Source organism: Pseudomonas sp. JAI120, assembly GCF_014207255.1.
Taxonomy (GTDB): Bacteria; Pseudomonadota; Gammaproteobacteria; order Pseudomonadales; family Pseudomonadaceae; genus Aquipseudomonas.
In genome coordinates this window covers 56,715-81,575 of the sequence record NZ_JACHCZ010000010.1, presented here as the reverse complement: position 1 = coordinate 81,575, position 24,861 = coordinate 56,715, and the positions used below count along the sequence as shown (strand labels likewise).

Here is a 24,861-nt window from a genome sequence, read left to right as displayed (position 1 = left end):
TTAAGCCTGTTCCAACGAGGTTTCTACACGGTTGGCCGGGATTTTCTTCTCGGCGACCAGGCGAGCGTGCTGCTCGGCTTCGATGCGCTCGATCGTTTCGACCGGCACCATGTAGCCTTGATCATCACGTGCTGCGTGGACAATGAAGTAGCCGATGGTGCCCACCAGGCTCACGATTGCCAGCCACCAGATGTGCCAGATCATCGCGAAACCGAACACGGTCAACAGCGCCCCCATCACCACGCCAGTGGCGGTGTTGCTTGGCATGTGGATCGGTTCGTAGTGCTTAGGTTGCTGGTACGCAGTACCGTCTTCCTTGGCTTCGGTGAACGCATCGATGGTGTTCGCAGTCGGGATCACCGCGAAGTTGTAGAACGGTGGTGGCGACGAGGTCGACCATTCCAGGGTGTGGCCATTCCATGGGTCGCCGGATTCGCAAGCGTTCTGCTTACGGTCACGGATGCTCACGTACAGCTGGATCAACTGGCAGGCGATGCCCACAGCGATCATGATTGCACCGAACATGGCGACGTACAGGTACGGTACCCACTCAGGGTTGGTGGTGGCGTTCAGACGACGGGTCATGCCCATGAAGCCCAGTGCATAGAGCGGCATGAACGCGACGAAGAAGCCCGAGATCCAGAACCAGAATGCAGCCTTGCCCCAGCCTTCGTGCAGCTTGAAGCCGAACGCTTTCGGGAAGTAGAAGCTGAAACCAGCGATGTAGCCGAATACAGCACCACCGATGATCACGTTGTGGAAGTGAGCGATCACGAACAGGCTGTTGTGCAGCACGAAGTCAGCGCCCGGGATGGCCAGCAGTACACCGGTCATGCCGCCGATAGCGAAGGTCACCATGAAGCCCAGGGTCCACAGGACCTGGCTGGTCATGCGCAGACGACCGTGGTAGATGGTGAACAGCCAGTTGAATAGCTTCACCCCCGTCGGGATGGAAATCAGCATCGTCGCCAGGCCGAAGAAGGCGTTGACGCTGGCCCCCGAACCCATGGTGAAGAAGTGGTGCAGCCACACCATGAAGCCCAGTACAGAGATTGCGCCCGATGCGTAAACCATCGAGTGGTGACCGAACAGGCGCTTGCCGGTAAAGGTCGAGATCACTTCGGAGAAGATACCGAACGCCGGCAGGATCAGGATGTACACCTCAGGGTGCCCCCATGCCCAGAACAGGTTCACGTACATCATTGGATTGCCACCAAGTTCATTGGTGAAAATGTGGAAATCCAGGTAACGGTCAAGCGACAGCAGCGCCATGGTAGCGGCCAGGATCGGGAACGAAGCCACGATCAGCACGTTTGCCCAGGTGCAGGTCCAGGTGAAGATCGGCATGTCCATCAGTTTCATGCCAGGGGCGCGCATTTTCAGGACGGTGGCCAGGAAGTTGACCCCCGTCAGCGTCGTCCCGAGTCCTGATAACTGTAGCGCCCAGATGTAGTAGTCCACACCCACGCCAGGGCTGTATTGCAAGCCAGACAATGGCGGATACGCAACCCAACCGGTCTTGGCGAATTCGCCGACGCCCAGGGACACGTTGATCAGCACCACGCCGGAAACCAGCAGCCAGAAGCTCAGGGAGTTCAGGAACGGGTAGGCAACGTCGCGCGCACCGATCTGCAGCGGCACCGCAAGGTTCATCAGGCCGGTGAAGAAAGGCATCGCCATGAAGATGATCATGATCACACCGTGGGCGGTGAAGATCTGGTCATAGTGTTCAGGCGGCAGGTAGCCAGGCGAACCTTCGGTGGCCATAGCCAACTGGGTACGCATCATGATGGCGTCGGCAAAACCGCGCAGCAGCATGACCATGGCAACGATGATGTACATCACGCCGATTTTCTTGTGGTCGACCGACGTCAACCACTCGGTCCACAGGTAGGTCCACTTCTTGAAATAAGTGATTGCTGCAAACAGTGCCAGACCACCCAGCGCGATCATGGCGATGGTAATCATCACAATCGGCTCGTGGAACGGGACCGCATCCCAACTTAATTTACCAAACATCGTTTACTCCTCTGCCCCAGCAGTTGAATGCGAGCCCGTGTCAGAACCTTCAACCGCGGCCACTTCTTTCTTCTCGTGCTTGACCGGCTTGCCTGGTTTCATACCTTCGTACTTGTCGACGATTTTCTGAAACAGGTTCGGCTCATACGCGGAGTACAGGGCGACTGGGTTGTTCTGGCTTGGTTTGGTCAGGGCATCGTATTCAGCTTGATCAAGCTGTTTAGGTGCGGCCTTGACTTCGGCTACCCAGGCGTTGAAATCTTCCTGGCTCGTCGAGATCGCTTTGAATTTCATGCCGGTGAAGCCAGCGCCGCTGTAGTTCGCGGAGATGCCTTCCATTTCAGCTTTTTCGTTGGCGATCAGGTGCAGGCGTGTCTGCATGCCGGCCATCGCGTAGATCTGACCGCCCAGGGCTGGGATGAAGAACGAGTTCATCACGGCGTCGGAGGTGATCCGGAAGTTAAGCGGGGTGTTTTCCGGGAAACGGATCTGGTTAACCGTGGCGATACCCAGGTCCGGGTAGATGAACAGCCACTTCCAGTCCAGCGCGACCACTTCGATGTTGATCGGCTTGACGTCGGACTCCAGCGGACGGTACGGGTCCAGCTCGTGGGTCGACTTATAGGTGATGTAACCCAGGGCGATGATGATGAGGATCGGAACCAGCCACACCGCGATTTCAATCTTGGTGGAGTGCGACCACTTCGGCGCGTAGGTCGCGCTGGTGTTCGACGCGCGGTATTTCCAGGCGAAGGCGAAGGTCATGATGATCACAGGCACCACGACCAACAGCATCAGCAGGGTGGCAGTGATGATCAGGTTTCGTTGATCCAGACCGATCTGTCCTTTCGGGTCCATCAAGGTCCACTTGCAGCCTCCCAGCATTAACATCATGCCAAGCAGCGGCAAAAAGCCTAGTAATCGGGGGTACCTGTTTTTACTCATCTCACGACCTCTAAAGCAGCTTGCGCAATGCAGTTGGGTTTTGATCGCCAACACTTCACCCTGCCAAGGGTTGGCATTTCTCTTCGATTGAATAAGAGCCTGCCCGTCACGTCATATAGGTACGCTTCACGAGCCTGCGGTGAGTTCTTATTCGATTTCGTGGTTAAAGGCCTTGTTACAGACCAATTCCCTTTGGTGCGGATAGTTGAAAGGCTGCCGGAACCTTGGGGTCGCACAGAGCCGTCCATCTGCCCCTCGACCGCTCCAGTGCTCAAAGATTGAGCAGCACCGGACATTCAGTGCGGGCGATTGTAGTTAGCTGGCGATGTATAAACCATGTCTTATAAAGAAATAATTTTTATCGATTACAGCAATAATCCTTCACCAATATTGCAAAGGTTCGCGATCTTATCGCGTTCGATTCCCAACAAAAACCACAAAAATTGCCGTGTTATAGGGCAATCCGTCACGGCCCTTACACCCCGTAAGGGCCTGCAAAACCTAACCAACCCCCCAGAAAACAAGGCATTCGGACATCACTCAAAGCCTTGTACGGCGTGAGGTACGCGCTGTCACCCAAACCACGAACTGACAGCACATCTTGGAGGTTTCTTGCAAATTTAAGCGCTGGTTTGGCAGGTCAGAAACGTCCTGCGGCGGCTTCCGTGTGACAACATGTCGCACATTGCGCGCACCCAAAATTGTCCGGCGTCACGTTCTGTTCACAAAACCCTACATGCAAAACGCCCCGGCCTTCCTTGAAGAAGGGCCGGGGCGTTTTGCTGATGGATTCACGCCTTGCGCTGGCGATTACGATAGATACCCAGGGGCACCAGGATGACCGTCAGCACGAACGCCACCAGCGCCCATTGCGCCAGGGACAAGCCGAGTACCGGCGGGTATGGGGTGCTGCAGAAACCGTCGACCTGGAAGCCCAGCGGGAAGACCTTGGCCAGGGGCAGGTCGTCGACGATAGGTTGCAGCACATCGATGCCGCAGCTGACCTGCGGGAAGAACTGGGTGTACACATGGTGGCCGGCTGCGGCCACCCCACCGAGGGCGCTGAGTACCACCAGGCCTTCGAACAGCGTGATAGCACCTTTGCTGCGCATGGCCGCGCCAATGAACGCAAAGATCGCAATCAGCAGCAAGGCGTAGCGCTGCAGGATGCACAACGGGCACGGCGCCTCGCCCAACACCACCTGCATGTACAACGCACCACCGATCAGTGCCAGGCAGATAATGCCCAGCAACACCAGAAAGCGCCGCTCCCTGCCTAAACGCAATTCGTCACTCATCCCCGTATCCCTTTGTTTGGTTGTGCCAATGGCCGCAAGTTTACACACAGAGAGTGGTTTAAACAGAGAGGGGTTAACAGGGGATTAATCGGGAAGAACAGAGATCCAAATGTGGGAGGGGGCAAGCCCACTCCCACATTTTTGACCGTGTTACTCCAACGCCGCAGCCGGGCCGAAGAATTCGTAGCGGCTTTGTTTTTCCGGTACACCGAGGGCCTTGAGGTGGCGCTTGATCACCGCCATGAAACCTTTAGGGCCGAGGAAGTACGCGTCCAGGTCACGTTGCTCCGGCAACCACGCCGCCAGTTGCTCCTGGCTCAGCAGGCCGACTGTATCCGCCGCCGGGCTCACGCCGTCATCCTCGGCATAGCAATAGAAGCGCTTGAGCTGCGGGTGCTTGGCCGCCAGTGCATCCACCCAATCACGGAACGCATGCACCCCGCCATTGCGCGCGCAGTGGATAAAGTGCACCGGACGCTCGGTGGCCAGTGCCGCTTCCAGCATCGGCAAGGTTGGGGTGATCCCTACCCCGCCGCTGATCAGCACCAACGGTTTATCGCTGGCCGCCAGAGTGAACTCGCCCGACGGCGGAAACAGGTCAATCGTCGCACCGACCTGCAACTGGTCATGCAGGTAGTTGGAAACCCGCCCGCCGGCCTCGCGCTTGACGCTGATGCGGTACTGACCCGCATCACTCAACGCCGACAATGAATAGTTGCGGCGCACTTCCTCACCGTCGAGCACCAGCTTCATGCCGATGTATTGGCCCGGCGCGGCAGCGAGGATCGCCCCGTTGTCCACCGGTGCGAAATAGAAGGAGGTAATCTCGGCGCTCTCTTCCACACGCTTGACCACGGTAAACGCCCGCGCACCGCGCCAGCCGCCGGGGGCCTGGGCTTTCTCTGCGTAGATGGCTGCTTCGGCGCCGATCAGAATGTCTGCCAGTTGGCCGTACGCGGCGCCCCAGGCACTCATCACCTCAGGGGTGGCGATCTCGCTGCCCAGCACCTCGGAAATCGCCCGCAGCAGGCAAGCGCCCACAATCGGGTAATGCTCCGGCAGGATCTGCAGGGCCACGTGCTTGTTGATGATCTTCGCCACCAAGTCGCCCAGTTGGTCGAGCTGGTCGATATGCCGTGCGTACATCAATACGCCATTGGCCAGGGCGCGGGGCTGATCACCGCTGGCCTGGTGGGCCTGGTTGAACAGCGGGCGGACCTCAGGGTACTCGGAGAGCATCATGCGGTAGAAATGGGTGATCAGCGCTTCGCCGCCGCTTTCCAGCAGGGGCACGGTGGATTTGACGATGGCACGGTCTTGGGCACTAAGCATGGGAGCCTCCTGGGCTTCTTTACTGATTACCCTTAGCTACTCAGTATTCATGCCAACTAATAAATCCTTCCATTTCAACGATTTGAATAATATGTAGTCAGTATGACCTCCTACACTTTATAGTCATAAGGACTACAAGGAGTCATTATGACTGCACACTCGCTGCTCACCACCCTGCTGCCGCTGGTCGCCGACCTGTCACGGGAACTGCCCGAAGGCGAACGCTATCGACGCCTGCTGCAAGCCATGCGCGCCCTATTGCCGTGTGATGCGGCCGCACTGTTGCGCCTGGACGGCGAATCGCTGGTACCGCTGGCGGTGGATGGCCTGAGTGCAGACACTCTGGGCCGCCGCTTCAAGGTCAGCGAACACCCGCGCTTCGCCGTGCTGCTCAGCAGCCCCGGGCCCACACGCTTTGACAGTGACAGCGAATTGCCCGATCCCTACGACGGCCTGGTCGATGGCTTGCACGGTCATCTGCAAGTGCACGACTGCATGGGCTGCCCACTGTTCGTCGAAGACCAGCCCTGGGGCCTGCTGACCCTGGATGCCCTCGATACCGAGCGCTTCGAACGCGTGGAACTGGAAGCCTTGCAAGCCTTCGCCAGCCTCGCCGCCGCCACCGTCAACGTGGCCGAACGTATCGAACGCTTGGCGTTGCGGGCCGAAGACGAACACCAGCGCGCCGAGATCTACCGCCAGGCCAGCGGCCAGCAGCACAAGGAAATGATCGGCCAGAGTAAAACCCACAAGCGCCTGGTGGATGAAATCAAGCTGGTGGGTGGCAGCGACCTCACGGTGCTGATCACCGGCGAAACCGGGGTGGGCAAGGAACTGGTGGCCCAGGCCATTCACGCGGCGTCGTCCCGGGCAGATAAACCCTTGATCAGCCTCAACTGTGCGGCCCTGCCGGAAACCCTGGTGGAAAGCGAGTTGTTCGGCCATGTACGCGGCGCCTTTACGGGCGCGCTGAATGAACGGCGCGGCAAGTTCGAGCTGGCGAATGGCGGCACGTTGTTTCTGGATGAAGTGGGCGAGCTGTCGCTGAGCGTGCAGGCCAAGCTGCTGCGGGTGCTGCAAAGTGGCCAATTGCAGCGCCTGGGCTCGGATAAGGAACATCAGGTGGACGTGCGCCTGATCGCCGCCACCAACCGCGACCTCGCCGACGAGGTGCGCAACGGCCGCTACCGCGCCGACTTCTACCATCGCCTGAGCGTGTACCCGCTGCAAGTGCCGGCCCTGCGCGAGCGCGGGCGTGATGTGTTGCTGCTGGCCGGCTTCTTCCTGGAGCAGAACCGCTCACGCATGGGCCTGGGCAGCCTGCGCCTGACCAGCGATGCCCAAGCGGCGCTGCTGGCCTATAACTGGCCGGGCAATGTGCGGGAGCTGGAACATTTGATCGGGCGCAGTGCGCTGAAGGCACTGGGTAACTGTCGCGAGCGTCCAAAGATTCTGAGCCTGAGTGCCCAGGACCTGGACTTGCCCGATGTCAGCGCGCCGGTGATCGAAGCACCGACAGAAGCCGCCCTTGCCGTCACCGGTGACCTGCGCCAGGCCACCGAGCACTACCAGCGCCAAGTGATCAACGCCTGCCTGGAGCGCCACCAGCACAACTGGGCCGGCGCCGCCCGCGAACTGGGCCTGGACCGCGCCAACCTGGGCCGAATGGCCAAGCGCCTCGGTATGAGATAGCAAGGCCAACTCAGTCAAATGTGAGAAATGCAGGAAATATGGGAGGGGGCTTGCCCCCTCCCACACTAGACCTGCTTTGCCTGAAGGATCGGATTCACCGGCTGAGCCACCTTAGGCTTACGAAACACCAACACATTCCCCAGCATCACCAGCACCAACCCCGCCAACGCCGGCGCGGTCCACTGGTAGCCTTCGGCAAACGCCGACACATTCAGCGCCACCACCGGGAACAGCACCGTGCAATACGCCGCACGCTCCGGCCCCATGCGCCCTACCAACGTCAGGTAAGCGGTAAACCCAATCACCGACCCCGGAATAACCAGGTACCACAGCGCACCGATGTACCGTGCGCTCCAGTCCATCTCAAACGGAATGCCCCGCACCACGCAGTAGGTCGCCAGCATCAAGGATCCATACAACATGCCCCAGGCATTGGTGGTCAGCGGCCTCAGGCCAGCCTTCTGCTGCAGACTCGACAGCATATTGCCCGCCGAGAAACACATCGTCCCCAGCAACGCCAACCCCAACCCCAGCAAGGTCTGCGGGCTGGCGGTGTGCCCCACCAGTTCCGGCCAGAACAGCAAGCCCAAGCCCGCCAACCCGAGGCCGCCGCCCATCAACACCGTGCGCGCCACCCGCTGGCCGAAAAACACCCGGGCGTTCAGCGCGTTCCACAGCGTGGCCGTGGAAAAGACCACCGCCACCAGGCCGCTGGGGATCCACTGGCTGGCCGTGAGAAAGCACATGAAGTTGACGCAAAACAGGCACAGCCCCTGGGCTAGGCAGATGAGGTGCCCGCGCCGGTTCATCACCTGCAACTTGCGACTGATCAGCAGCAACGCAAACAACACCAGGGCCGCCAGGCCGAAGCGGTAGACGATGGACACGGGAATCGCCACCACGCCCAGCTGCCATTTGAGGGCGATCCAGGTGGTGCCCCAGATCAGCACGGTGAGTAAATACAGGGAAAGGTTCATAGCGGGCTCCATCGATTGAGCCACAGTGTCGCCTTCACCCCGGGCAAGGCTCTTGCACAATCTTGCGCTTTTGTCGGGCGATGGGATCACAGCGTCCGTATCGCGGAGTAGGATGCAAGGCGTCGGAGAACACACCATGTCAGACCTGGAATCCCTGCAAGTCTTCCAAGCCCTTAACCGCTCGCCCAACGCACGCCTGGAAGCCTGCGCCGAGCTCGGTGACGGCTTGTCCGCGGCCTTGTGGAGCAACCATCATGATTCCCAGGACTACCAGGCGCCCAGCCATCACACCTTGTCCTGCTATGTCGGGGGCGGCACCGGCACGTTTCGGCGGGGCCAACCGGGCACCAAGGGTGGCCCGGACAAGCTGTGCATCCTGCCTGCCGAGCACCAATCGGCCTGGGTGATCAACGGTGAAATCCGCCTGGCCCACGTGTATTTCAGCCCGCAACAATTTGCCCTGGGCTGCGTTACCCTGCTTGACCGCGAACCGCGCACGCTGGAACTGCGGGAAAGTACCTTCCTGGAAGACCAGCGCCTGGCCCGACGCTTCCACCAGTTGATCGCCCTCAACTGGCACGAGCCCGCCGAACGCCTGCTCACCAGCAGCCTCGCCCATGAAATGCTCAGCCACACCCTGCTCAGCCAGGTGGGCGCCCGCGAAGGCCTGCGTTTAAAAGGCGGGCTCGCCGCCTACCAACGACGGTTGCTGGTGGACTACATCGACCAGCACCTGGAAGACCCCATCAGCCTTGGGCAACTGGCTGGGTTATGTACGTTGTCGGAGTACCACTTCGCACGGATGTTTCGCCAGAGTTTCGGCCTGCCGCCCCATCAGTACCTGCTGGCGCGCCGGCTGACCCGCGCGCAAAACCTGCTGCGTGGCGGCGCCCTGCCGTTGGGCGAGATTGCCTTGCTGTGCGGTTTTTCCAGCGCCAGCCACTTTACCCATCGCTTCCGCCAGGCCACGGGCGCCACGCCCGGCGAATACCGTCAGGCGTTCATCTAAACCATCAAGCCCAAGGTCTTGGCCTTGGCCACCGCCTGGGTGCGCCGCTCTACACCGAGTTTGCTGTGAATGCGCCGCGCGTGGGTCTTGACGGTGTGCAGGGAGATAAACAGGCGGTCGGCGATCTCGAGGTTGGAACTGCCTAGGGCGATCAGTTGCAGCACTTCCAGTTCGCGCTGGCTCAAGGGGTTTTCCACCGTGCCGGGGGTTGATGCCTGAGGTTCCAGGCCCAGCTCACTCAGCAATCCCGGCGCACGCAAACGCAGTTCGCGAATCGCTTGTTGCACCTGGCAACGCCCGGCCAGTTCCAGGCCGGCTTGCAGCGAGCGGCGCGCCGAGGCCGGATCCCCCAGCTGCCAGGCGACTTCGCCCAGCACCAGGTGCAGTTCGATTTCCAGGCAAAGCATGCCGCGCTGATGGGTGGCTTGCAGCAAGGCGTTGAGCCGTTCCACCGGTTGATCGGCGCAGCCCAGTTTCACCTCCGCCAGCACCAACAGGTATTCAAGACGCGGGATCAGTTCCAGGGTGGCCGGCGGTGCTTGCTTGGCCTGCGGCCCACGAAAGTGACGCAGCACGCGGCGCACCGCTTCCACGGTCAATTCGGCGCGCCCCTGCTGCAACCAGAAGTGCCCGCTGACCAACAGCAGCACCGCGCGGTACACCGTGTCCGGAACCTGGCGTTGCTGCATCAGCCGCTCGGCCTCACGCAACTGGATAAAGGCCTGGGCGTAATCGCCACGGTTGGCAGCCAACAGCGCCAGGCCGAGAAAGCCGTAGAGCACGCGCTTGTCCTGGCTGTGCAGGCACATCTTCAAGCCCGTGTCGAAACACTCGGCCGCCAGGCTGTCCTGGCCTTGGCGCAAGGCCAGGTGCCCGCGTCGCAAGGCAATACGCCCCACCAAGGGACCGGCCTTGAGCCGCTGTTCAAGCAATATGGCTTGTACATTTTCCAGCAGGCTCTGAGCCCTGTACGGTGCACCGCGCTGTTCCAGCAATTGAGCGTGATCCAGCTCAAGCAGCGCCTCCAACAGTAACGAACCATGGGCGCGCGCCAGGCACAGCGCTTCACGGTTCAGGCCTTGGGCCACGTCCAGTTCGCCGCGCAACAAGGCTTGCTGGGTCAGGCCCGACAGGCACATCAGCCGCGAGGTCCACGCGCTGTCGGGCAAGGCTTGCAGCGCCTCAAGAAAATGCAGGCGCGAGCCCTCGGCATCGCCGCCCAGGTGCAGCAACCAGCCCCATTGCGCCTGCCAGCGCGCCAATAAATACCGCTGTTGCGCCGCCGTCGGTTGCGGGGCAAACCGGGCCAGTTGATCGATGCACACCGCCGCCTGTTCGAAGCGCCCGGCAAACAGCAACGCCGCCGTCACCAGCCCCACCAGTTGCGCCGAGCCGAGCATCAATTCATCGCCATGCTGCTCATGCAGGTGCAACAGCAAGACGGCATTCTGCTGGCGGAACAGGTCCTCGAAGCTGAAGTGCTGCAACAGGCTCACCGCCATTTCATATTCTTCGGCCAGCAGCGCCTGTTCGAAGGCGGCCTGCCAGTCCTGTTCGGCGCAGAACCATTGGCAGGCGCGCCGATGCCAGGAGCGTTTGGCCGGCCAGGGCTCGTCCTGCATCAGGCGCGCCAGGGGCGGAAAAACCTGCAGCCAGCCGGTGTCTTCCCACGGTTGGATAAAGGCGCCGAGCACCTGCAAATCCCTCAGGTACTGGTCACCGTCACCCGCGCCGAACAAGTGCTCGCACAGGCCGGTGTTGAAGCGCGGCAGATGCGCCAGTACGCGCCAGGCCTCCGCCAGTTCCGGCGGCAGTGTGCTGAACAGCTCGTGTTGCAGGTAGTCGAGCAAGGTCTTGTCGGGGTGCCCATCGCCCAGCAGCGCGATGCGCACACCCGCGCACCAGCCGGCGCTGAACTGCAGCACGCTGTCGACCGAATGCGCGGGCGCATGGCTGAGCAGTTGCTGGATTTCCGCAGGGTTGAAGGCCAGTTCTGCGCCACATTCGAGCAACTCATCGTCGAGCAGCAGGCGCGGCCAGTTGCACGCCGGTCGCCGCCGCGCGCCCAGCCACCAAGTCAGGGCCGGGCTACTGGCGGTGAGCAGACGGTCGAGCAAGGCGTCGGTGTCGGGCGTTGGCAAGCGGCAAAAATCATCGAGGAACAGCCATGCCGAGGCCTGCCAGCGGCTGAGGTCGAGCAGCAAGGTGGTTTCATCGGTAAACGTCAGGCCCAGGTTTTGCGCGAGCCGCAGGCACAGGTCGAGGGGGCTGAGGGTCGCGCCATTAAGCGGCAACCAGTACACCTGGCAACCCGCAGGCGCCTGCAACGCACATTCGGCGAGCAGCGCGCTCTTGCCACTGCCGCCGGGGGCGCAGAGTAATTTGACCCTGGCCGGGGCCGTCAGCAAGGGCTCGGCCAGGCGGGGGCGCAGCAGATGGTGAGCGGACAGCCGGGGAATGAATCCAGGACGGTCCAGGCAGCGTGTCATGGCAGTCATTGCTGCATCCTGCTTTTTTATTGTTATGCAACCTGGTGCTTACCCTAGTCCTGTGGCGGGTGGTTGTTGAAGAAGTATTCAGCAGGGTGATTGAAGGCCATGCACAAAACCCCATGTGTACAAAACCCACTGTGGGAGGGGGCAAGCCCCCTCCCACATTTGACTGCATTTCATATTGGGATCAGCGTACGCCTTCAGCCCTCAACGCCGCCGGGGTGTAGTCCGCTGCCTTGGCCGCAAAGCCGAACACGAAGCTGCTCTTCTCCTCGTTCTTCATGCCCAGTGCGATATAGCGCCCGGCAATAATGTCGTACAAGGTCTCGACGGTGTAGGCCGGCACCTGGTGGTCGTAGTAGAACTGCGAATGACCTTCGGCGACGCGCCACAGTTGGCCACGACCGTCGTAGTGATCCACCAGCGCGACTTGCCAGCTGTCTTCGTCGATGTACATATGGCGCTTGGCGTAGATGTGCCGCTCGCTTGGCTTGACCGTGCCGATCACTTCCCACACGCGGTGCAGTTCGTAACGGGTCAGGTCCTGGTTGATGTGACCGGCCTTGATGATGTCGTCGTATTTGAGCGACGGCGAATCGAGCTTGTAGCTGTTGTAGGGGATGTACATCTCTTTCTTGCCCACCAGCTTCCAGTCATAGCGGTCGGGGGCGCCGGAGAACATGTCGAAGTTGTCGGTGGTGCGCAGGCCGTCGGACGCGGTGCCCGGGCCGTCATAGGACACTTGCGGCGCGCGGCGCACGCGGCGCTGGCCGGCGTTGTAGATCCAGGCCAGGCGCGGTTCCTTCACCTGGTCGAGGGTCTCGTGCACCAGCAGCACGTTACCCGCCAGGCGCGCCGGGGCGGTCACCGATTGCTTGAAATAGCTCAGCACGTTGGCCGCCTTGGCCTGGTCGATATCGGGAATCGCCTGAGGCACCGCCACTTCCTCCTCGAAGCGGATCGGCGTGTAGCTGCCATTGGTCTGCGGGGTGGCCTGGGTAATGATGCGGCGCAGGTTGCCGCCGTGATAACGGGTGATGTGGTTCCACAGCACCTCCACGCCATTCTTCGGAATCGGGAAGGCGTAGTAACGGTTACCGGTGAAGTTTTCCAGGCCGTTACCGTCGTTGATCGCCTTGACGTTCAGCGCGCTGCGCTTGATCGACTCGTAGATATCCGGTGGCAGGTTGACCGTACGGTGGCTCGGGTAGACCGGGATCTTGTAGGTCTCGGGGTAACGCTTGAACATCGCCACCTGGCCGTCGGAGAGTTTGTCTTTGTACTTGTCGACGGTGGCCGCGGTGATCACGAACAGCGGTTTTTCACTGGCGAACGGGTCGGCGAGGAAGCCCTTGCTGTCCACCGCGCCGGCGTTTTTCGGGATGCCACCGGTCCACGCCGGGATCGAGCCATCGGCGTTGCCAGCCTTTTCAGCGCCGACCGGGGTCAGAGTAGTGCCCAGCTTGGCCGCCTCTTCCGGCGACACCGCCGCCATCACGTGGGAGGCCAACAGGCTGAGGGCCAACACTGCAATTGTCTTACGCATGGATTCTTGTCCTTCTTTAAGCCAAATCAGAAGTTCACGCCGAAGCTGAGGGCGAGGAAGTCGCGGTCGGTCAGGGTGTTGTAGTCGCCACCAAAGAAGTCGGTGTAACTGAGGCTGGCGGTGTAGGTGCTGCGGTAGTCCGCATCCACGCCGACGCTGATAGCCTTGGCGCCTTTGTTGAAGATCCCGTTGGGCCCGTAGCCGGCCACGTCATGGGACCAGGACAGGTTGGGCTTGAGGTTCACCCCGAAAATGGCGTTGTTGTAGTCAAGGATCGCCCGAGCGCGGTAGCCCCAGGAGGTGGAGGTGACGAAACCGTCGGTGTCACCCTCGAAACCGTAAGCGCCGTAGACCGAGTCGCGGCCGTAACGCAGTTTGGATTTGTCTTCCAGGCCGGCGACGTGGACCACCGCCGCTTCGCCTACCAGGGTCAGGCGTTCAGCGCCCAGCACCTGGTCGAAGAACTGGGTCATGGTGCTCTGGATCTGGGTGATTTCCTTGCGGCGGTAGCCTTTGTTGTCGGCGCCGAAAGAAGAACGAATCGGCGATGCCGCATTACCCGCAATCGGGTTGATCAGGGCCAGGGTCAAGTCAGTGGTATTGAGCTGCACCGGTGCATTCGGGCGGTAGCTGATCTCACCGGTCCACGCCGTGCCGGTGGGCAAGGTGGTGGAGAAGCTGGCGCCGAACAGGCGGATGTCTTCCGGGTAGTCGAGGTAGTACTGGCCACGGCCGAGCATGGTGCTCTGGGCCAGGGCCGAACCGAAGCCGGCCGGGGCAGCCGCCGCGATACCACCGATGGTCGCCAGATTGGTGTTGGCAGTAATCGTGCCCACGGTCGGCGTGCGGCTGTGGTAGTTCATGAAGTACAGGCCGTACTCCGTGTCATCGCCCAGCCAGCGCAAGGCTGCACCGAATTGGCCGGAGTCCCGTGCATCGCGGTCACCGGCACGCTGCACCACCACACCTTCGCGGGTCACCACAAAGCCTTGGCCGCGAGCCGCTGCAATCGGTTGCAACGGCGCAATCGCCGGGCTACCCACCGTGTAGTTGCCGGTGCAGCCATCTGCCGCCACGTCACCGCCAAAGAAAGTGCCGCAGTTATCCAGCACCGTCTGGTCCCACTCCAGCTGGTAGAAGCCTTCCACGGTCAGTTGGTTGGTCAGGCTCTGGGACGCGAACAGCATGTTGACCGGAATCAGCCCTTCCTTGATCTCGGCACCGGGTCGACGGAACGCCGACACGTCAATCGGGTTGATGCTGTTGATGGAGTTGCCGATGAAGGTACTTTCGCCCCAACTGACCACCTGCTTACCGGCGCGCACGGTGCCCGGCAGGTCGCCCAGGGAATAGTTGTGATAGACAAACGCATCGAGGATCTGCGCACCGCTGGATTTGGCGCCTTCCTTGCGGTTGTGGTCGCTGATCTGCTTGAACTCGCGGTCTTCGTCCTTGAGTTCGAAGTCGTACCAATACTTGCCACGCACGAACACACCGGTGTCGCCGTACTTGAGTTCAAGGTCGTGCAGGCCCTTGAAGATCTTGGAAAAGGTCTCGCCCTTCTTGAAGTTGAGGCGCCCGTCATCTCCCGTGGAAGCCTGGCCTGTGCCGCCATTGACGGTGCCCACGAGTTTTTTATCGGCATCGCGCATGCCCCAGCTCGAGCCGACCGACAGCGAGGAGTCGAATTGCCCTTCGATCTCGCCAATGTTGAAAGAAACAGCCTGTGCCTGGGCACAGCAACCCAACGCAACCGCAGCGGCCAGCGCCTGTGGCGTGAAGATGGCGCGCATTATTGTTTTTGTCATGCGTCTTCCCCGGTGAGTGACAGAAGGCCCCACCCTACTGCCGCGCATCAGGAGCGATAAGCGCACCAAGGAGGGATTCGTGTTGTCGCTCGAAAGGATTACAGGCCGCTCTGGCCTGGGTCTGGGCGAGGGCATGGACCGGGTGGATGGTGGGTTATCAAGAGAATGGATGGCGACGTGGGCGACTGTTGCCATATCGGTAACAGTCCTTGTCCTGAACAGCTATTACTCATTTTGTTACAAGCGACTATTCTTGCCTGGCTTTCAGGGCAAACCGCCCGCTTCCGCTCTCGGGAGAAAAGCCGATCTTGAATAGATTGAAGTGTTTTTTCAGTCTGTTACCCGTGTTCACTGACGTTGATTTGTCGCTCCTTGATCCAACGTCTTACTTCAGCCGCTGCGTTTGCCGCGGCTTTTTTTTGCCTGAAATAAAACGGGGCGCCATCAGCGCCCCGTGGGATTCAATCTTCTTCAAGCAACGATCACAGGCTGTACTTCTGCAAGTTCGCCATCATTTCCTTTAACGCTTCGATATTGTCCTTGGGATGGGCTGCGCCTTCGAAGTCGCAGATCTGCGCCCAATGTGCCGCCACATCGTCTGGCGAGAACCCGGCCTCTGGGTCAAAGCCTACGCCCAGGCTGCGCTCCCAGCGGGTCTTGCCGATCCAGCCGCCACCCACCTCGAACAGCCCTGAAGTTTCCTGGCACGCGTCGCTGCCCAGGTACACCACCAGCGGGCTGACCAATTCCGGCTTGAGGCGCTCGAACACTTGCGGCGGGATCAGGCCTTCGGTCATGCGTGTGGCGCCGGTGGGGGCGATGGCATTGACCAGGATGTTGTTCTTGCGCCCTTCCAGGGCGAGGGTGCGGGTCAGGCCGTACAGCCCAAGCTTGGCCATGCCGTAGTTGGACTGGCCGAAGTTGCCGTAGATGCCCGAGGTGGACGCGGTGAAGATCACCCGGCCGTAGCCTTGCTCACGCAGGTGGGGCCATGCGGCGCGGGTGACTTTGTAGGCACCTTCGACATGCACCCGGTAAACCAGGTCCCAGTCGGCGTCGTCCATTTTGTGGAAGGTTTTGTCGCGCAGGATGCCGGCGTTGTTGACCACCACGTCGATGCGGCCGAAGACGTCGAGGGCGTTCTGGACGATCTTGTCACCGTCGGTGACAGAGTCATGGTTGGCCTCGGCGATACCGCCCGCCTCGCGAATCTCCGCCACGACCCGGTCGGCAGCGGACGCATTGGCGCCCTCGCCCTGGGTGGAACCGCCGAGATCGTTGACCAGTACCTTGGCCCCGTGTCTGGCGAACAGCAGCGCATGGGCCCGGCCCAATCCGCCGCCGGCACCGGTGACGATCACGACCTTATCCTGGAACTGCACTGACTCACTCATACCGAACTCCGATGGCGACAATGGGAATGGCTCGAGTGTCCGGCAACGCGCCTGCGGTCACAATAAATACGGCTGAGGCTGAATGGTGCTCGATAAGGCTGGGGGATGATGACTCGTCTCTCTGTAGGAATGAGCTTGCTCGCGAAAAACCCCAAAGCGCCGCGTGGTGTCAGGATTCCCACGTTATCGTTGACGATTTTCGCGAGCAAGCTCGCGCCTACAGAAAAGGATTCGGGATCAGGAATAGGCCACTCGCGAGGCCGGCCGCGCGACCCGATCACGAAACGCCTGGTAGTGCTTGAGCACCTGCACCGGTGCCTCGATCTGCGGGTAGTGGCCGATATTGGCCAGCAACACCGTGTCGGCGTGGGGCACTAATTGCTGGTAACGCTCGACCATATGCGCGCCGGAGATCGGGTCAACTTCGCCGTCGATCACCCGCAACGGCACTTCGCCGCGCTGCATCGCGCCGACCCAGCGATCACGCAGGCGACGGCGCTGGGGGACGTAAGCGATCAGTTTGTGCAGGATGCGCGTGCCGTCGTTGCCGTTGATCAGGCTCCAGAAGTCATCCAGGGCACTTTCACTGGGGCGGGTGTCGGGGCCGAATATCTGGCCGAAGCTGTCAGACAAAGCGCTGCGCCCGAAGGCACGGCCGATCATCCAGCCCAGGGGGCTGAGCAAGAGTTTTTGCACCAGGGCCAGGCGATGGGTTTCGGGGAATAACCCGCCATTGAGGAACACACAACTGGCCATCTCAAACCGGCCCTCGTAGTGCCGGGCCAGGAGTTCCTGGGCAACGCTGTCACCGTAGTCATGGGCCAACACATGCACCGGCTGCTCCACCCGCAAGTGTTCGAGCAAGGCCTGTTGCAAGTCCGCCTGTTCCAGCAGGCAATAATCGTGGTCCAGCGGCTTGGCCGAGTCACCGAAGCCGAGCATGTCGCAGGCGATCACCAGATTGCGCTGGACCAGGGGTTGCCACAGGTAATGCCAGTCCCAACTGGCCGTGGGGAAGCCATGGATCAGCAGCAGCGGTTCACCCTGCCCGGCCACCCAATAGCGAATGGTACGGCCGCGAAAGACGAAATCCTGACCACGCTTGCGCCAGGCTCTGAGCGGGATCTCGGCGAGTGGCATCAGCTGTTATACCCCGGGGCTTGCAGGTCCAATTTGCGCAGCAAGGCCGGCCAGGCCAGCGCGCCACCCATGCCTTGGGCGCTCTTGGTAACAGTCGCCACCATCGTCTTGGCACCGGCAAGAATCTGCGGCCCGATGGGGATCAATTCGGCGCCGCCGTTTTGCGCCAGCACCTGGATTTCGCAGGCGCGCTGGAAGATGAACATCATCAGGAAGGTGTCGGCGATGGTACTGCCGCAGGTCAGCAGGCCATGGTTGTGCAGCATCAGGAAATTGTTATCACCGAGGTCGGCCTGCAAGCGGGCTTTTTCTTCGTGGTTCAAGGCCACGCCTTCGTAGGCGTGATAGGCCAGGCTCGACAGCACGAATAGCGATTGCTGGCTGATGGGCAACACGCCCTGCTTCTGCGCAGCGACGGCGACACCCGCGGCGGTATGGGTGTGCAGCACGCACGTCACATCGTGGCGAACTTCATGGATGGCACTGTGGATGGTGTAGCCCGCCGGATTGATTTCGTAGGGGCTGTCCATCAGTTTGTTGCCGGCCTGATCGACCTTGACCAGGCTGGACGCGGTGATCTCGTGGAACATCAGCCCATAGGGGTTGATCAGGAAATCATCGGTGCCCGGCACCTTGGCCGAGATATGGGTGAAGATCAGATCATCCCAGCCATGCAGCGCCACCAGGCGATAGCAGGCCGCGAGGTCGACGCGGATCTGCCATTCGGCAGCGCTGACCTGGTCTTTGACATTCTGCGGCGATAGAACGGGGGCTAGGCTCACGGCAACGACCTCCTTGGCGCACTGTCTTATTGTTATTTTTTTGTGTGATGGGCCAGTCTAGTCAGACCTCATGCCTGCCGTAGTTGCCTTGGCAGCCAGCTTGATGACCGAGCGAGTCAGCTCAGAGAATAGTTGAATTTTGTTTAAAGCGCGTCAGAGAAGCGCCGCCAGAAAAGGCACGGCGAACAGGTTGAGCAACCCCGTCAACACCATCACCAGGCCGGCGACCGAGCCCTCTTCGCCGCCCACTTCATGAGCTCGGCTGACACCCGCACCGTGGGCCCCCACGCCAAACAACGCGCCACGAGCCAGGGGCGTACGCAGCGGCAGCCATTTGAGCAATACACCACCGAGCATGGCGCCGAACACACCGGTGAACATCACAAACACCGCCGTCAACTCCGGCACGCCACCAAGGTCGGAAGACACCGGCATGGCGAACGGTGTGGTGATCGAGCGCGGCACCAGCGACATCGTCACCGAACTGTCCAGCGCCAGTGCCTTCGCCAGGCCGAACGAGGTCGCGATCGATGCCACGCTGCCCGCCACCATGCCCAGCAGCAACGCCGGCCAGTGCCGCGCCAGCAAGCGGCGCTGCTGCCAGATCGGCACGGCAAACGCCACAGTGACCGGGCCCAACACCAGCATCAGCCAGTGGGTGTCGGTGGCGTATTCGGCATAGGCGGTGTGCATCGGCACGGCCACCGCCAACAACAGCGCAGGTACCAGGATCAGCGGCGACAGCAGGTAGCGCCCGGTGCGCCGGTAGAGCCAGCGGCTGAACACGTAGGCGCCCAGGGTCAAGGCGAGCCAGAACACCGGCATCAGTTCAAGCTTCATGGCGCAATCTCCAGCGGCACACGGCTTCCACCGTAAACGCCGTGACCAGCATCACCGCCAGCGTGCTGAAGCCGATCACCAACAGGATGCGCCAGCCGTCGTTGCGCAGCAGGCCGCCGTAATCGAGCAGGCTCATCAGGGCCGGGATGAAGAACAGCAGCATCTCGGCCATCAACACCCCGGCGCCCAATTGCAGCGCCGCCGGCTTGACCAGGCCACTGGCGAACGTTGCCAGCAGCAGGCCCAGGCCCACGACGCCACCGGGGATGGGCAAGGCCAGCCAAACCGCCAACTGGGTGCCTAGCAGATAAATCGCGAGCAGCACGACCAGTTCAGTCAGCAAACGGGCAAGGTGTTTGAAGGGAAAACGTTTCATGGGCTTTGGGTCCTCGCAGGCCTACATTTTAGAGAGCGACCTTCCATCCCCATAGCGAATTGTTAGACTGCCAACTATTCCAAACTGGAATCAAGGCAATGGAATTCAAACAGCTGCGCAGCTTTGTCGAAGTGATCCACCGAGGCGGGTTTACCCAGGCGGGGAAAACCCTGCATATCAGCCAGTCCGCCGTCAGCAAGCAGGTCGCACAATTGGAACAAAGCCTGGGCACGCCGCTGCTCGACCGTATCGGCTCGCAGATCCGCCTGACCGCTGCTGGTCAAGTCGTGCTGCAACGCGCCGAAGCCATGCTGCGCTTGCAGTCCGAATTGCTCAGCGAACTGGACGATATGCACCACCTCACCCGCGGTGAACTGCGCCTGGGCCTGCCATTGCTGGCGGGCGACACGCTGTTCGCCGGGTTGTTTGCCGAGTACCGCCGACGCTACCCGAACGTCACCATCCAGTTGCTGGAGGGCGGCAGCCGCAATATCGAGCAGGCGATTCTGAACGGTGAACTGGAAGTGGGAGGCAGCTTGAAGCCCAATGACCCGGCGTTTGCCTGGCAAGCCTTTTGCGATGAACCACTGGATGCACTGCTGCCGATTGACCACCCTCTCGCAGACAACGCCCAGGTACGCCTTGAAGAATTGGCTGACACGCCGTTCCTGATGTACCAGCGCAGTTTTGTGCTCAATGATCGTCTGATGCAGGCGTGTCAGCAGTTGGGCTTTACCCCGAAGGAAATCGGCCGCAGTGGCCAGGCAGATTTCCTCGCCGCGTTGGTGGCCGCCGGCCAAGGGGTGGTGCTGTTGCCCAGCGTGGTCGCCCGTGGGCTGGTGCGACCTGGCGTGGTGCGCCTGACGTTGAAGGCGCCCGACTACCTGCGCTGGGACATTGCCTTTATCTGGCGTGAGGGCGCCTATCTATCGAAAGCCGCCCAGGCCTGGCTGGCGTTGTTACGCGAATTCCCGGTCAAGCGCGCAGTGCAGTGACCAGCTCGGCCAGCCACGGCTCTGCGTCGGTTTCCGGAGTGACACTCTCGCTGGCGTCCAGGCGCAGCATCGGCAGCACTTCACGCACACCCAACTCGCCGAACAGCTCGCGCATTTGCTCGCCGCCGCCGCAGAAGGTATCGCCGTAGCTGGCGTCGCCCAGGCCGATCACCGCGCCGGGCAGGCCACGCCAGGCGGCGGGCAGTTGGTCGCGAAGGGTTGAATACAGGGGTTGCAGGTTGTCGGGCAATTCACCCATACCGGTGGTGGAGGTCACCGCCAGAAAGGCTTGCGGACTGAAGGCTTGTACATCCGCCAAGGTCGCACGGGGGTTGTGCCAGGCCTCGAAGCCGGCCTTGTTGAGGATGTCGGCGGCGTGGCGGGCGACTTCTTCAGCCGTGCCGTACACCGAGCCGGAAAGGATGGCGACTTTCATCAATCTGATCCTGTAGTTGAGCGAAAGCCTGGGATATTAGCAGCTGGCGCAAATATTTCAGCGCCCGCCGTGCAAGATTCAAGGCATGTCTTAAACTGGCAACTCCAACCCAAAGCCATGGACCGCGCAATGATTAACGCCAAGCTGATGCACATGGTGATCAACGCTTCCAACGACGGCATCGTCATCGCTGAAAGAGAAGGCAAGGACAAGCCGCTGATCTACGTAAACCCCGCATTCGAACGGCTGACCGGCTACACCCTCGACGAAATCCTCTATCAGGATTGCCGCTTCCTGCAGTCAGGCGACCGCGACCAGCCGGCCCTGATAGCCATCCGCGAAGCGTTGGAGAACGACGGTGCCTGCCGGGAAATCCTGCGTAATTACCGCAAGGACGGCAGCCACTTCTGGAACGAACTGTCGCTTTCAACGGTTTATAACGCGGCGGACAAACAGACGTATTTCGTCGGTGTACAAAAGGACGTCACGCTCCAGGTCAAGGCCCAGCAGCGTGTCGCGCAGTTGGAAGGCGAACTGGCGCAGGTCAAGGCCGAACTGGCAGCGCTCAAAGCGACAAATGGATTAAACAAAATTTAGAAAGTGCAGGCATAAGAGCGGATAATGGCACTTTAATACCCCTCTATTGAGCAAGCACGATGCGACGCAATGCGCTTCTGACCCAGGATGAGCTGGATTTCATTCAGAATATGCAACACAACCCGCAACTCAACCTGCGGGATGCTTCGTCGAGCCTGACCGTCAACGGCGGTGCACAGATTCGCGACTTGCTCACCCGCCTGGCCGCCCACGACCATCTCACCATCCAGGCGCAGTTCAACAACCAGCAACTGACCTTCCCTCTGCATCTGGTGGAGGATGAGTTCAATGCAATGCATCTGCGTTTGGGCGTGCCAAGTATTTTCGAAGACGGCCCGATGATACGCCCGTGGCGCCTGGCGCTTGAAACGCCGGTGGCCCTCGAGAACATCCGGGGCAATGCCGGCGCCCTGTGGGTGCATGAGGTGTCATTCAAGGGTGTACTGGTGGAAATTCGCGGCCGGATCAAGCCGCCAAAAACCTTTTCCCTGTGGTTCAGCCCATCGGGCTACGAACGCATCGCGCTGCGCGGCGCGTTCGAGCGGGAAACGGCACGGGGCTTGTTTGCTTATCGCTTGAGCCAAAGCGACGTGGATGAAACCGAGCGCCTGCGTCAGTTCATCCTGCACCAGCACCGCCTGGCCCATCCGCACATGCATGCCTGAAATCAGGTATCCAGCCCGCCGCTGAGAAACTGTTGCAAGCGCCGCCGCATCAGGCGACCTTCATTGCCCAGGCAGCCAATGGACGTGCCGGCCAGGTCGTCCTGGGCAAGATCCGAAGCCGCACCCGCAAGAAGCAGCGGGCAATCCAGGGTCAACGCCAAGCGGTTCAAGCGCCCGGCAAGATCATGGTTATGCGAGTAATTGGAGAAGAGGATCAGGGCCTGTGGGTGAGTTTTCTCGCAGACCAGCGTCAACTCGTCAACCGGCTGCCCCATGCCCAGCACTTTCACGGCCAGGTCATCTCTGCTCATCAGGAGCGCCGCCACCAGCAACTCCAACTTACGGCACTCACCCGCCATGGCCGCCAGCAATACCCGCGGCACGGGTGAAGCGCACGCCAATTGCAGGCGCTCCAAGGCACGTACTCGCAGGAAGTTGTCGAAGAACAACCATTCGCTGGCCTGGCCGAAACGCCCCTGATGACGCAACAGCTCATTCCACAGGGGCATCAGAATGTCCTGGAACACCACGTCGAGTGGGTAGGTAGCCAGAACCTGCCCATACAAACGTTCCAGTTGACGGTCGTCGAAGTCGCTGATGACCTGCATCAACCGCGCCTGCCACTGCGGCCATTCACTTTCCTCGACGGCATCGCGCTGTGCACGAACGGCTTCGGCCTGCTGATCGTCACGAGCGAGAATCTTGCCCACTTTGCTCACGGCCACGCCGCGCTCGATCCAATCGAGAACACGATGGACTGTCTGTATATCGACCTTGGAATAGAGGCGATGCCCACTTTCAGTGCGCGTGGGCTGTATCAGCCCATAACGGCGCTCCCAGGCACGCAAGGTGACCGGGTTGACGCCTGTCAATCTCGAGACTTCACGAATCGGAAACAGCTCATCGGAAGCGGTGGAATCCAGATGCGAAACACTATCAAGCGGAGCAGTAATCACGGGCATTTTAGACCAAAAAACCAACGTTAACTGGGCGCTCATTTAACGCCTTTACACCTGTCTTTTTCAAGTTTCCCGCTTTTCGGACCAATGTCGCTGGTGTATTCGGGTAAAACAGGAATAATCCTTGCCTGCTTTTTACACGTCGCTGCAACACCCCCGCAGCGTCGTCTGTGCGCCACCTACCCGGTTCAGCGCACCCGTACATTTGGAGATACACAATGTCTACCTCTCCCGTCACCTTGATGGTTGCGCGCCGCGTGGCCAAAGGGCGCTATGAAGAACTGATGGCCTGGCTGCGCGAAGGCGAGCAATTGGCCACCGATTTCCCCGGCTATCTGGGCTCCGGCGTGCTGGCCCCACCGCCCAATGACGATGAATTCCAGATCATTTTCCGCTTCGCCGATGAGAAAACCCTGCACGCCTGGGAGTTTTCCGCCTCACGCAGTGCGTGGTTGAGCCGTGGGAGCGATTTATTCGCCGACCCGTCCGAGCACCGTGTACGGGGCATCGATGGCTGGTTTGGCGCAGCGGGCGCCCGTCCGCCACGCTGGAAGCAGGCGGTGGCGATCTGGCTGGCGTTTTTTCCGGTGTCGCTGCTGTTCAACTTCGTCCTGGGGCCGCTGCTCAGTGAACTCGAGCTGGGGCCACGTGTGCTGGTCAGCACAATGGCACTCACGCCCTTGATGGTGTACTGGTTCATTCCGCTGTCGACCCACCTGCTGGCGAACTGGCTGCACCCAGCGCCTGCCCCCCGCAAGGCCTCCGAAGCGGCGGCGTGAGTACAGGGGCGGCCCGTCGCTGGTATGATTTGCGCCTGCCAGCGACGCGAGCCTCCCATGACTGCAACGAACGCCCCGATCCTGATCACCGGCGCCGGCCAGCGCGTCGGCCTGCATTGCGCCGAACGCCTGCTGGACGAGGGCCAACCGGTGATTTTCAGCTACCGCAGCGAACGCCCTGGCGTGCAGGCCCTGCGCGAGCGTGGCGCGGTCGGTGTGTTTGCCGACTTTTCCACTGAAGCCGGGATTCTCGCGTTTATCGCTGAACTGAACACACACACACAAAGCCTGCGTGCAATCATCCACAATGCTTCGGCGTGGGTCGCAGAGGCGCCGGGCGACGAAAGCCGCGCCTTTCGCGATATGTTCAGCGTGCACATGCTTGCGCCCTACCTGATCAACCTGCATTGTTCACCCTTGCTGCAACGCTCGACACCTGCCGACATCGTGCATATCAGCGATGACGTGGTGCGCAAGGGCAGCCGCCAGCACATCGCCTACTGTGCCACCAAGGCCGGGCTCGAGAGCCTCACGCTGTCGTTTTCCGCGCAGTTCGCGCCGCTGATCAAGGTCAACGGCATCGCCCCGGCGATGGTGATGTTCAACGAAGGCGACGACGCGGCCTACCGCGTCAAGGTCTTGGCCAAATCGGCACTGGGCATCGAACCCGGGCCGGAGGTGATTTACCAGAGCGTGCGTTACCTGCTGGACAACCCCTATGTCACCGGGACCACCCTGACCGTCAACGGCGGGCGGCATATCAAGTAAGCCGCTTGTGAG

Annotated in this window: 22 protein-coding genes; 7 read left to right on the top strand and 15 right to left on the bottom strand. The window is 60.9% G+C overall.

The window, feature by feature from the left end; all coding sequences use genetic code 11:
- From cyoB to hmpA, 4 genes are all read right to left on the bottom strand, one after another.
- Positions 1-2,019 (bottom strand): cytochrome o ubiquinol oxidase subunit I, encoded by a 2,019-nt coding sequence (cyoB, locus tag HDC32_RS31225; RefSeq protein WP_167656676.1) that lies wholly within the window; start codon positions 2,017-2,019, stop codon positions 1-3.
- 3 nt (positions 2,020-2,022) lie between these two features.
- The gene (gene cyoA / locus HDC32_RS31220) at positions 2,023-2,964 is read right to left on the bottom strand and encodes a ubiquinol oxidase subunit II (protein ID WP_027607622.1); all 942 of its coding nucleotides are present in this window, start codon (positions 2,962-2,964) and stop codon (positions 2,023-2,025) included.
- A 791-nt stretch (positions 2,965-3,755) separates the two neighbouring features.
- Positions 3,756-4,262, bottom strand: a complete 507-nt coding sequence (locus tag HDC32_RS31215) for a disulfide bond formation protein B (RefSeq protein WP_131700270.1) — start codon at positions 4,260-4,262, stop codon at positions 3,756-3,758.
- Positions 4,263-4,412: 150 nt separating this feature from the next.
- Positions 4,413-5,594, bottom strand: a complete 1,182-nt coding sequence (hmpA, locus tag HDC32_RS31210) for an NO-inducible flavohemoprotein (protein WP_131700269.1) — start codon at positions 5,592-5,594, stop codon at positions 4,413-4,415.
- A 147-nt stretch (positions 5,595-5,741) separates the two neighbouring features.
- Between hmpA and norR the strand changes: the two genes are divergently transcribed.
- Entirely contained in the window at positions 5,742-7,286 is a 1,545-nt protein-coding gene (gene norR, locus HDC32_RS31205; protein ID WP_184746639.1) for a nitric oxide reductase transcriptional regulator NorR, read from the top strand.
- A 65-nt stretch (positions 7,287-7,351) separates the two neighbouring features.
- On the opposite strand, the gene HDC32_RS31200 is transcribed toward norR, so the two are convergent.
- A complete protein-coding gene (locus HDC32_RS31200; protein ID WP_184746638.1) occupies positions 7,352-8,263 on the bottom strand; it encodes a DMT family transporter in 912 nt (303 codons plus the stop codon).
- A 136-nt stretch (positions 8,264-8,399) separates the two neighbouring features.
- Between HDC32_RS31200 and HDC32_RS31195 the strand changes: the two genes are divergently transcribed.
- Complete coding sequence (locus tag HDC32_RS31195) at positions 8,400-9,272, top strand: helix-turn-helix domain-containing protein (RefSeq protein WP_145338503.1); 873 nt, start codon at positions 8,400-8,402, stop codon at positions 9,270-9,272.
- Here the strand turns inward: HDC32_RS31195 and HDC32_RS31190 are convergent.
- The 8 genes from HDC32_RS31190 to HDC32_RS31155 form a co-directional block, all read right to left on the bottom strand.
- On the bottom strand, positions 9,269-11,770 hold the full coding sequence (locus HDC32_RS31190) for a LuxR C-terminal-related transcriptional regulator (protein ID WP_184746637.1): 2,502 nt from the start codon (positions 11,768-11,770) through the stop codon (positions 9,269-9,271). The two genes, HDC32_RS31195 and HDC32_RS31190, sit on opposite strands and share 4 nt — an antisense overlap.
- 181 nt (positions 11,771-11,951) lie before the next feature.
- Complete coding sequence (locus tag HDC32_RS31185; protein WP_131700264.1) at positions 11,952-13,310, bottom strand: DUF1329 domain-containing protein; 1,359 nt, start codon at positions 13,308-13,310, stop codon at positions 11,952-11,954.
- A gap of 26 nt (positions 13,311-13,336) precedes the next feature.
- A complete protein-coding gene (locus HDC32_RS31180; protein ID WP_145338504.1) occupies positions 13,337-15,118 on the bottom strand; it encodes a DUF1302 domain-containing protein in 1,782 nt (593 codons plus the stop codon).
- Between the two features lie 482 nt (positions 15,119-15,600).
- The gene (locus HDC32_RS31175; RefSeq protein ID WP_131700262.1) at positions 15,601-16,512 is read right to left on the bottom strand and encodes an SDR family oxidoreductase; all 912 of its coding nucleotides are present in this window, start codon (positions 16,510-16,512) and stop codon (positions 15,601-15,603) included.
- 237 nt (positions 16,513-16,749) lie between these two features.
- Positions 16,750-17,652, bottom strand: coding sequence for an alpha/beta fold hydrolase (locus HDC32_RS31170; protein WP_184746636.1), 903 nt, complete (start codon positions 17,650-17,652; stop codon positions 16,750-16,752).
- Entirely contained in the window at positions 17,652-18,434 is a 783-nt protein-coding gene (locus HDC32_RS31165) for a class II aldolase/adducin family protein (RefSeq protein WP_184746634.1), read from the bottom strand. Before HDC32_RS31165 ends, HDC32_RS31170 begins: the two co-directional genes overlap by 1 nt.
- A gap of 153 nt (positions 18,435-18,587) precedes the next feature.
- A complete protein-coding gene (locus tag HDC32_RS31160; protein ID WP_131700259.1) occupies positions 18,588-19,274 on the bottom strand; it encodes an LrgB family protein in 687 nt (228 codons plus the stop codon).
- Positions 19,264-19,650 (bottom strand): CidA/LrgA family protein, encoded by a 387-nt coding sequence (locus tag HDC32_RS31155; protein WP_131700258.1) that lies wholly within the window; start codon positions 19,648-19,650, stop codon positions 19,264-19,266. The genes HDC32_RS31160 and HDC32_RS31155 overlap by 11 nt, the downstream gene beginning before the upstream one ends.
- A 98-nt stretch (positions 19,651-19,748) precedes the next feature.
- On the opposite strand from HDC32_RS31155, the gene HDC32_RS31150 reads away from it, so the two are divergent.
- Positions 19,749-20,645, top strand: a complete 897-nt coding sequence (locus HDC32_RS31150) for a LysR family transcriptional regulator (protein WP_131700257.1) — start codon at positions 19,749-19,751, stop codon at positions 20,643-20,645.
- Here the strand turns inward: HDC32_RS31150 and HDC32_RS31145 are convergent.
- The gene (locus tag HDC32_RS31145; RefSeq protein WP_131700256.1) at positions 20,626-21,081 is read right to left on the bottom strand and encodes a flavodoxin; all 456 of its coding nucleotides are present in this window, start codon (positions 21,079-21,081) and stop codon (positions 20,626-20,628) included. The two genes, HDC32_RS31150 and HDC32_RS31145, sit on opposite strands and share 20 nt — an antisense overlap.
- A 129-nt stretch (positions 21,082-21,210) precedes the next feature.
- Here HDC32_RS31145 and HDC32_RS31140 point away from each other — a divergent pair, with 129 nt between their 5' ends.
- Both HDC32_RS31140 and HDC32_RS31135 read left to right on the top strand, forming a co-directional pair.
- Positions 21,211-21,678: a PAS domain-containing protein gene (locus HDC32_RS31140; RefSeq protein WP_131700255.1), complete on the top strand. Its 468-nt coding sequence runs from the start codon at positions 21,211-21,213 to the stop codon at positions 21,676-21,678.
- 59 nt (positions 21,679-21,737) lie between these two features.
- Positions 21,738-22,343 (top strand): hypothetical protein, encoded by a 606-nt coding sequence (locus HDC32_RS31135; protein WP_131700254.1) that lies wholly within the window; start codon positions 21,738-21,740, stop codon positions 22,341-22,343.
- 2 nt (positions 22,344-22,345) lie between these two features.
- On the opposite strand, the gene HDC32_RS31130 is transcribed toward HDC32_RS31135, so the two are convergent.
- On the bottom strand, positions 22,346-23,305 hold the full coding sequence (locus HDC32_RS31130) for a MerR family transcriptional regulator (protein WP_167656681.1): 960 nt from the start codon (positions 23,303-23,305) through the stop codon (positions 22,346-22,348).
- Between the two features lie 215 nt (positions 23,306-23,520).
- Here HDC32_RS31130 and HDC32_RS31125 point away from each other — a divergent pair, with 215 nt between their 5' ends.
- Both HDC32_RS31125 and folM read left to right on the top strand, forming a co-directional pair.
- A complete protein-coding gene (locus HDC32_RS31125) occupies positions 23,521-24,081 on the top strand; it encodes an antibiotic biosynthesis monooxygenase (RefSeq protein WP_065939011.1) in 561 nt (186 codons plus the stop codon).
- A gap of 57 nt (positions 24,082-24,138) precedes the next feature.
- Entirely contained in the window at positions 24,139-24,849 is a 711-nt protein-coding gene (gene folM, locus HDC32_RS31120) for a dihydromonapterin reductase (RefSeq protein WP_184746631.1), read from the top strand.
- Positions 24,850-24,861 lie beyond the last annotated feature (12 nt).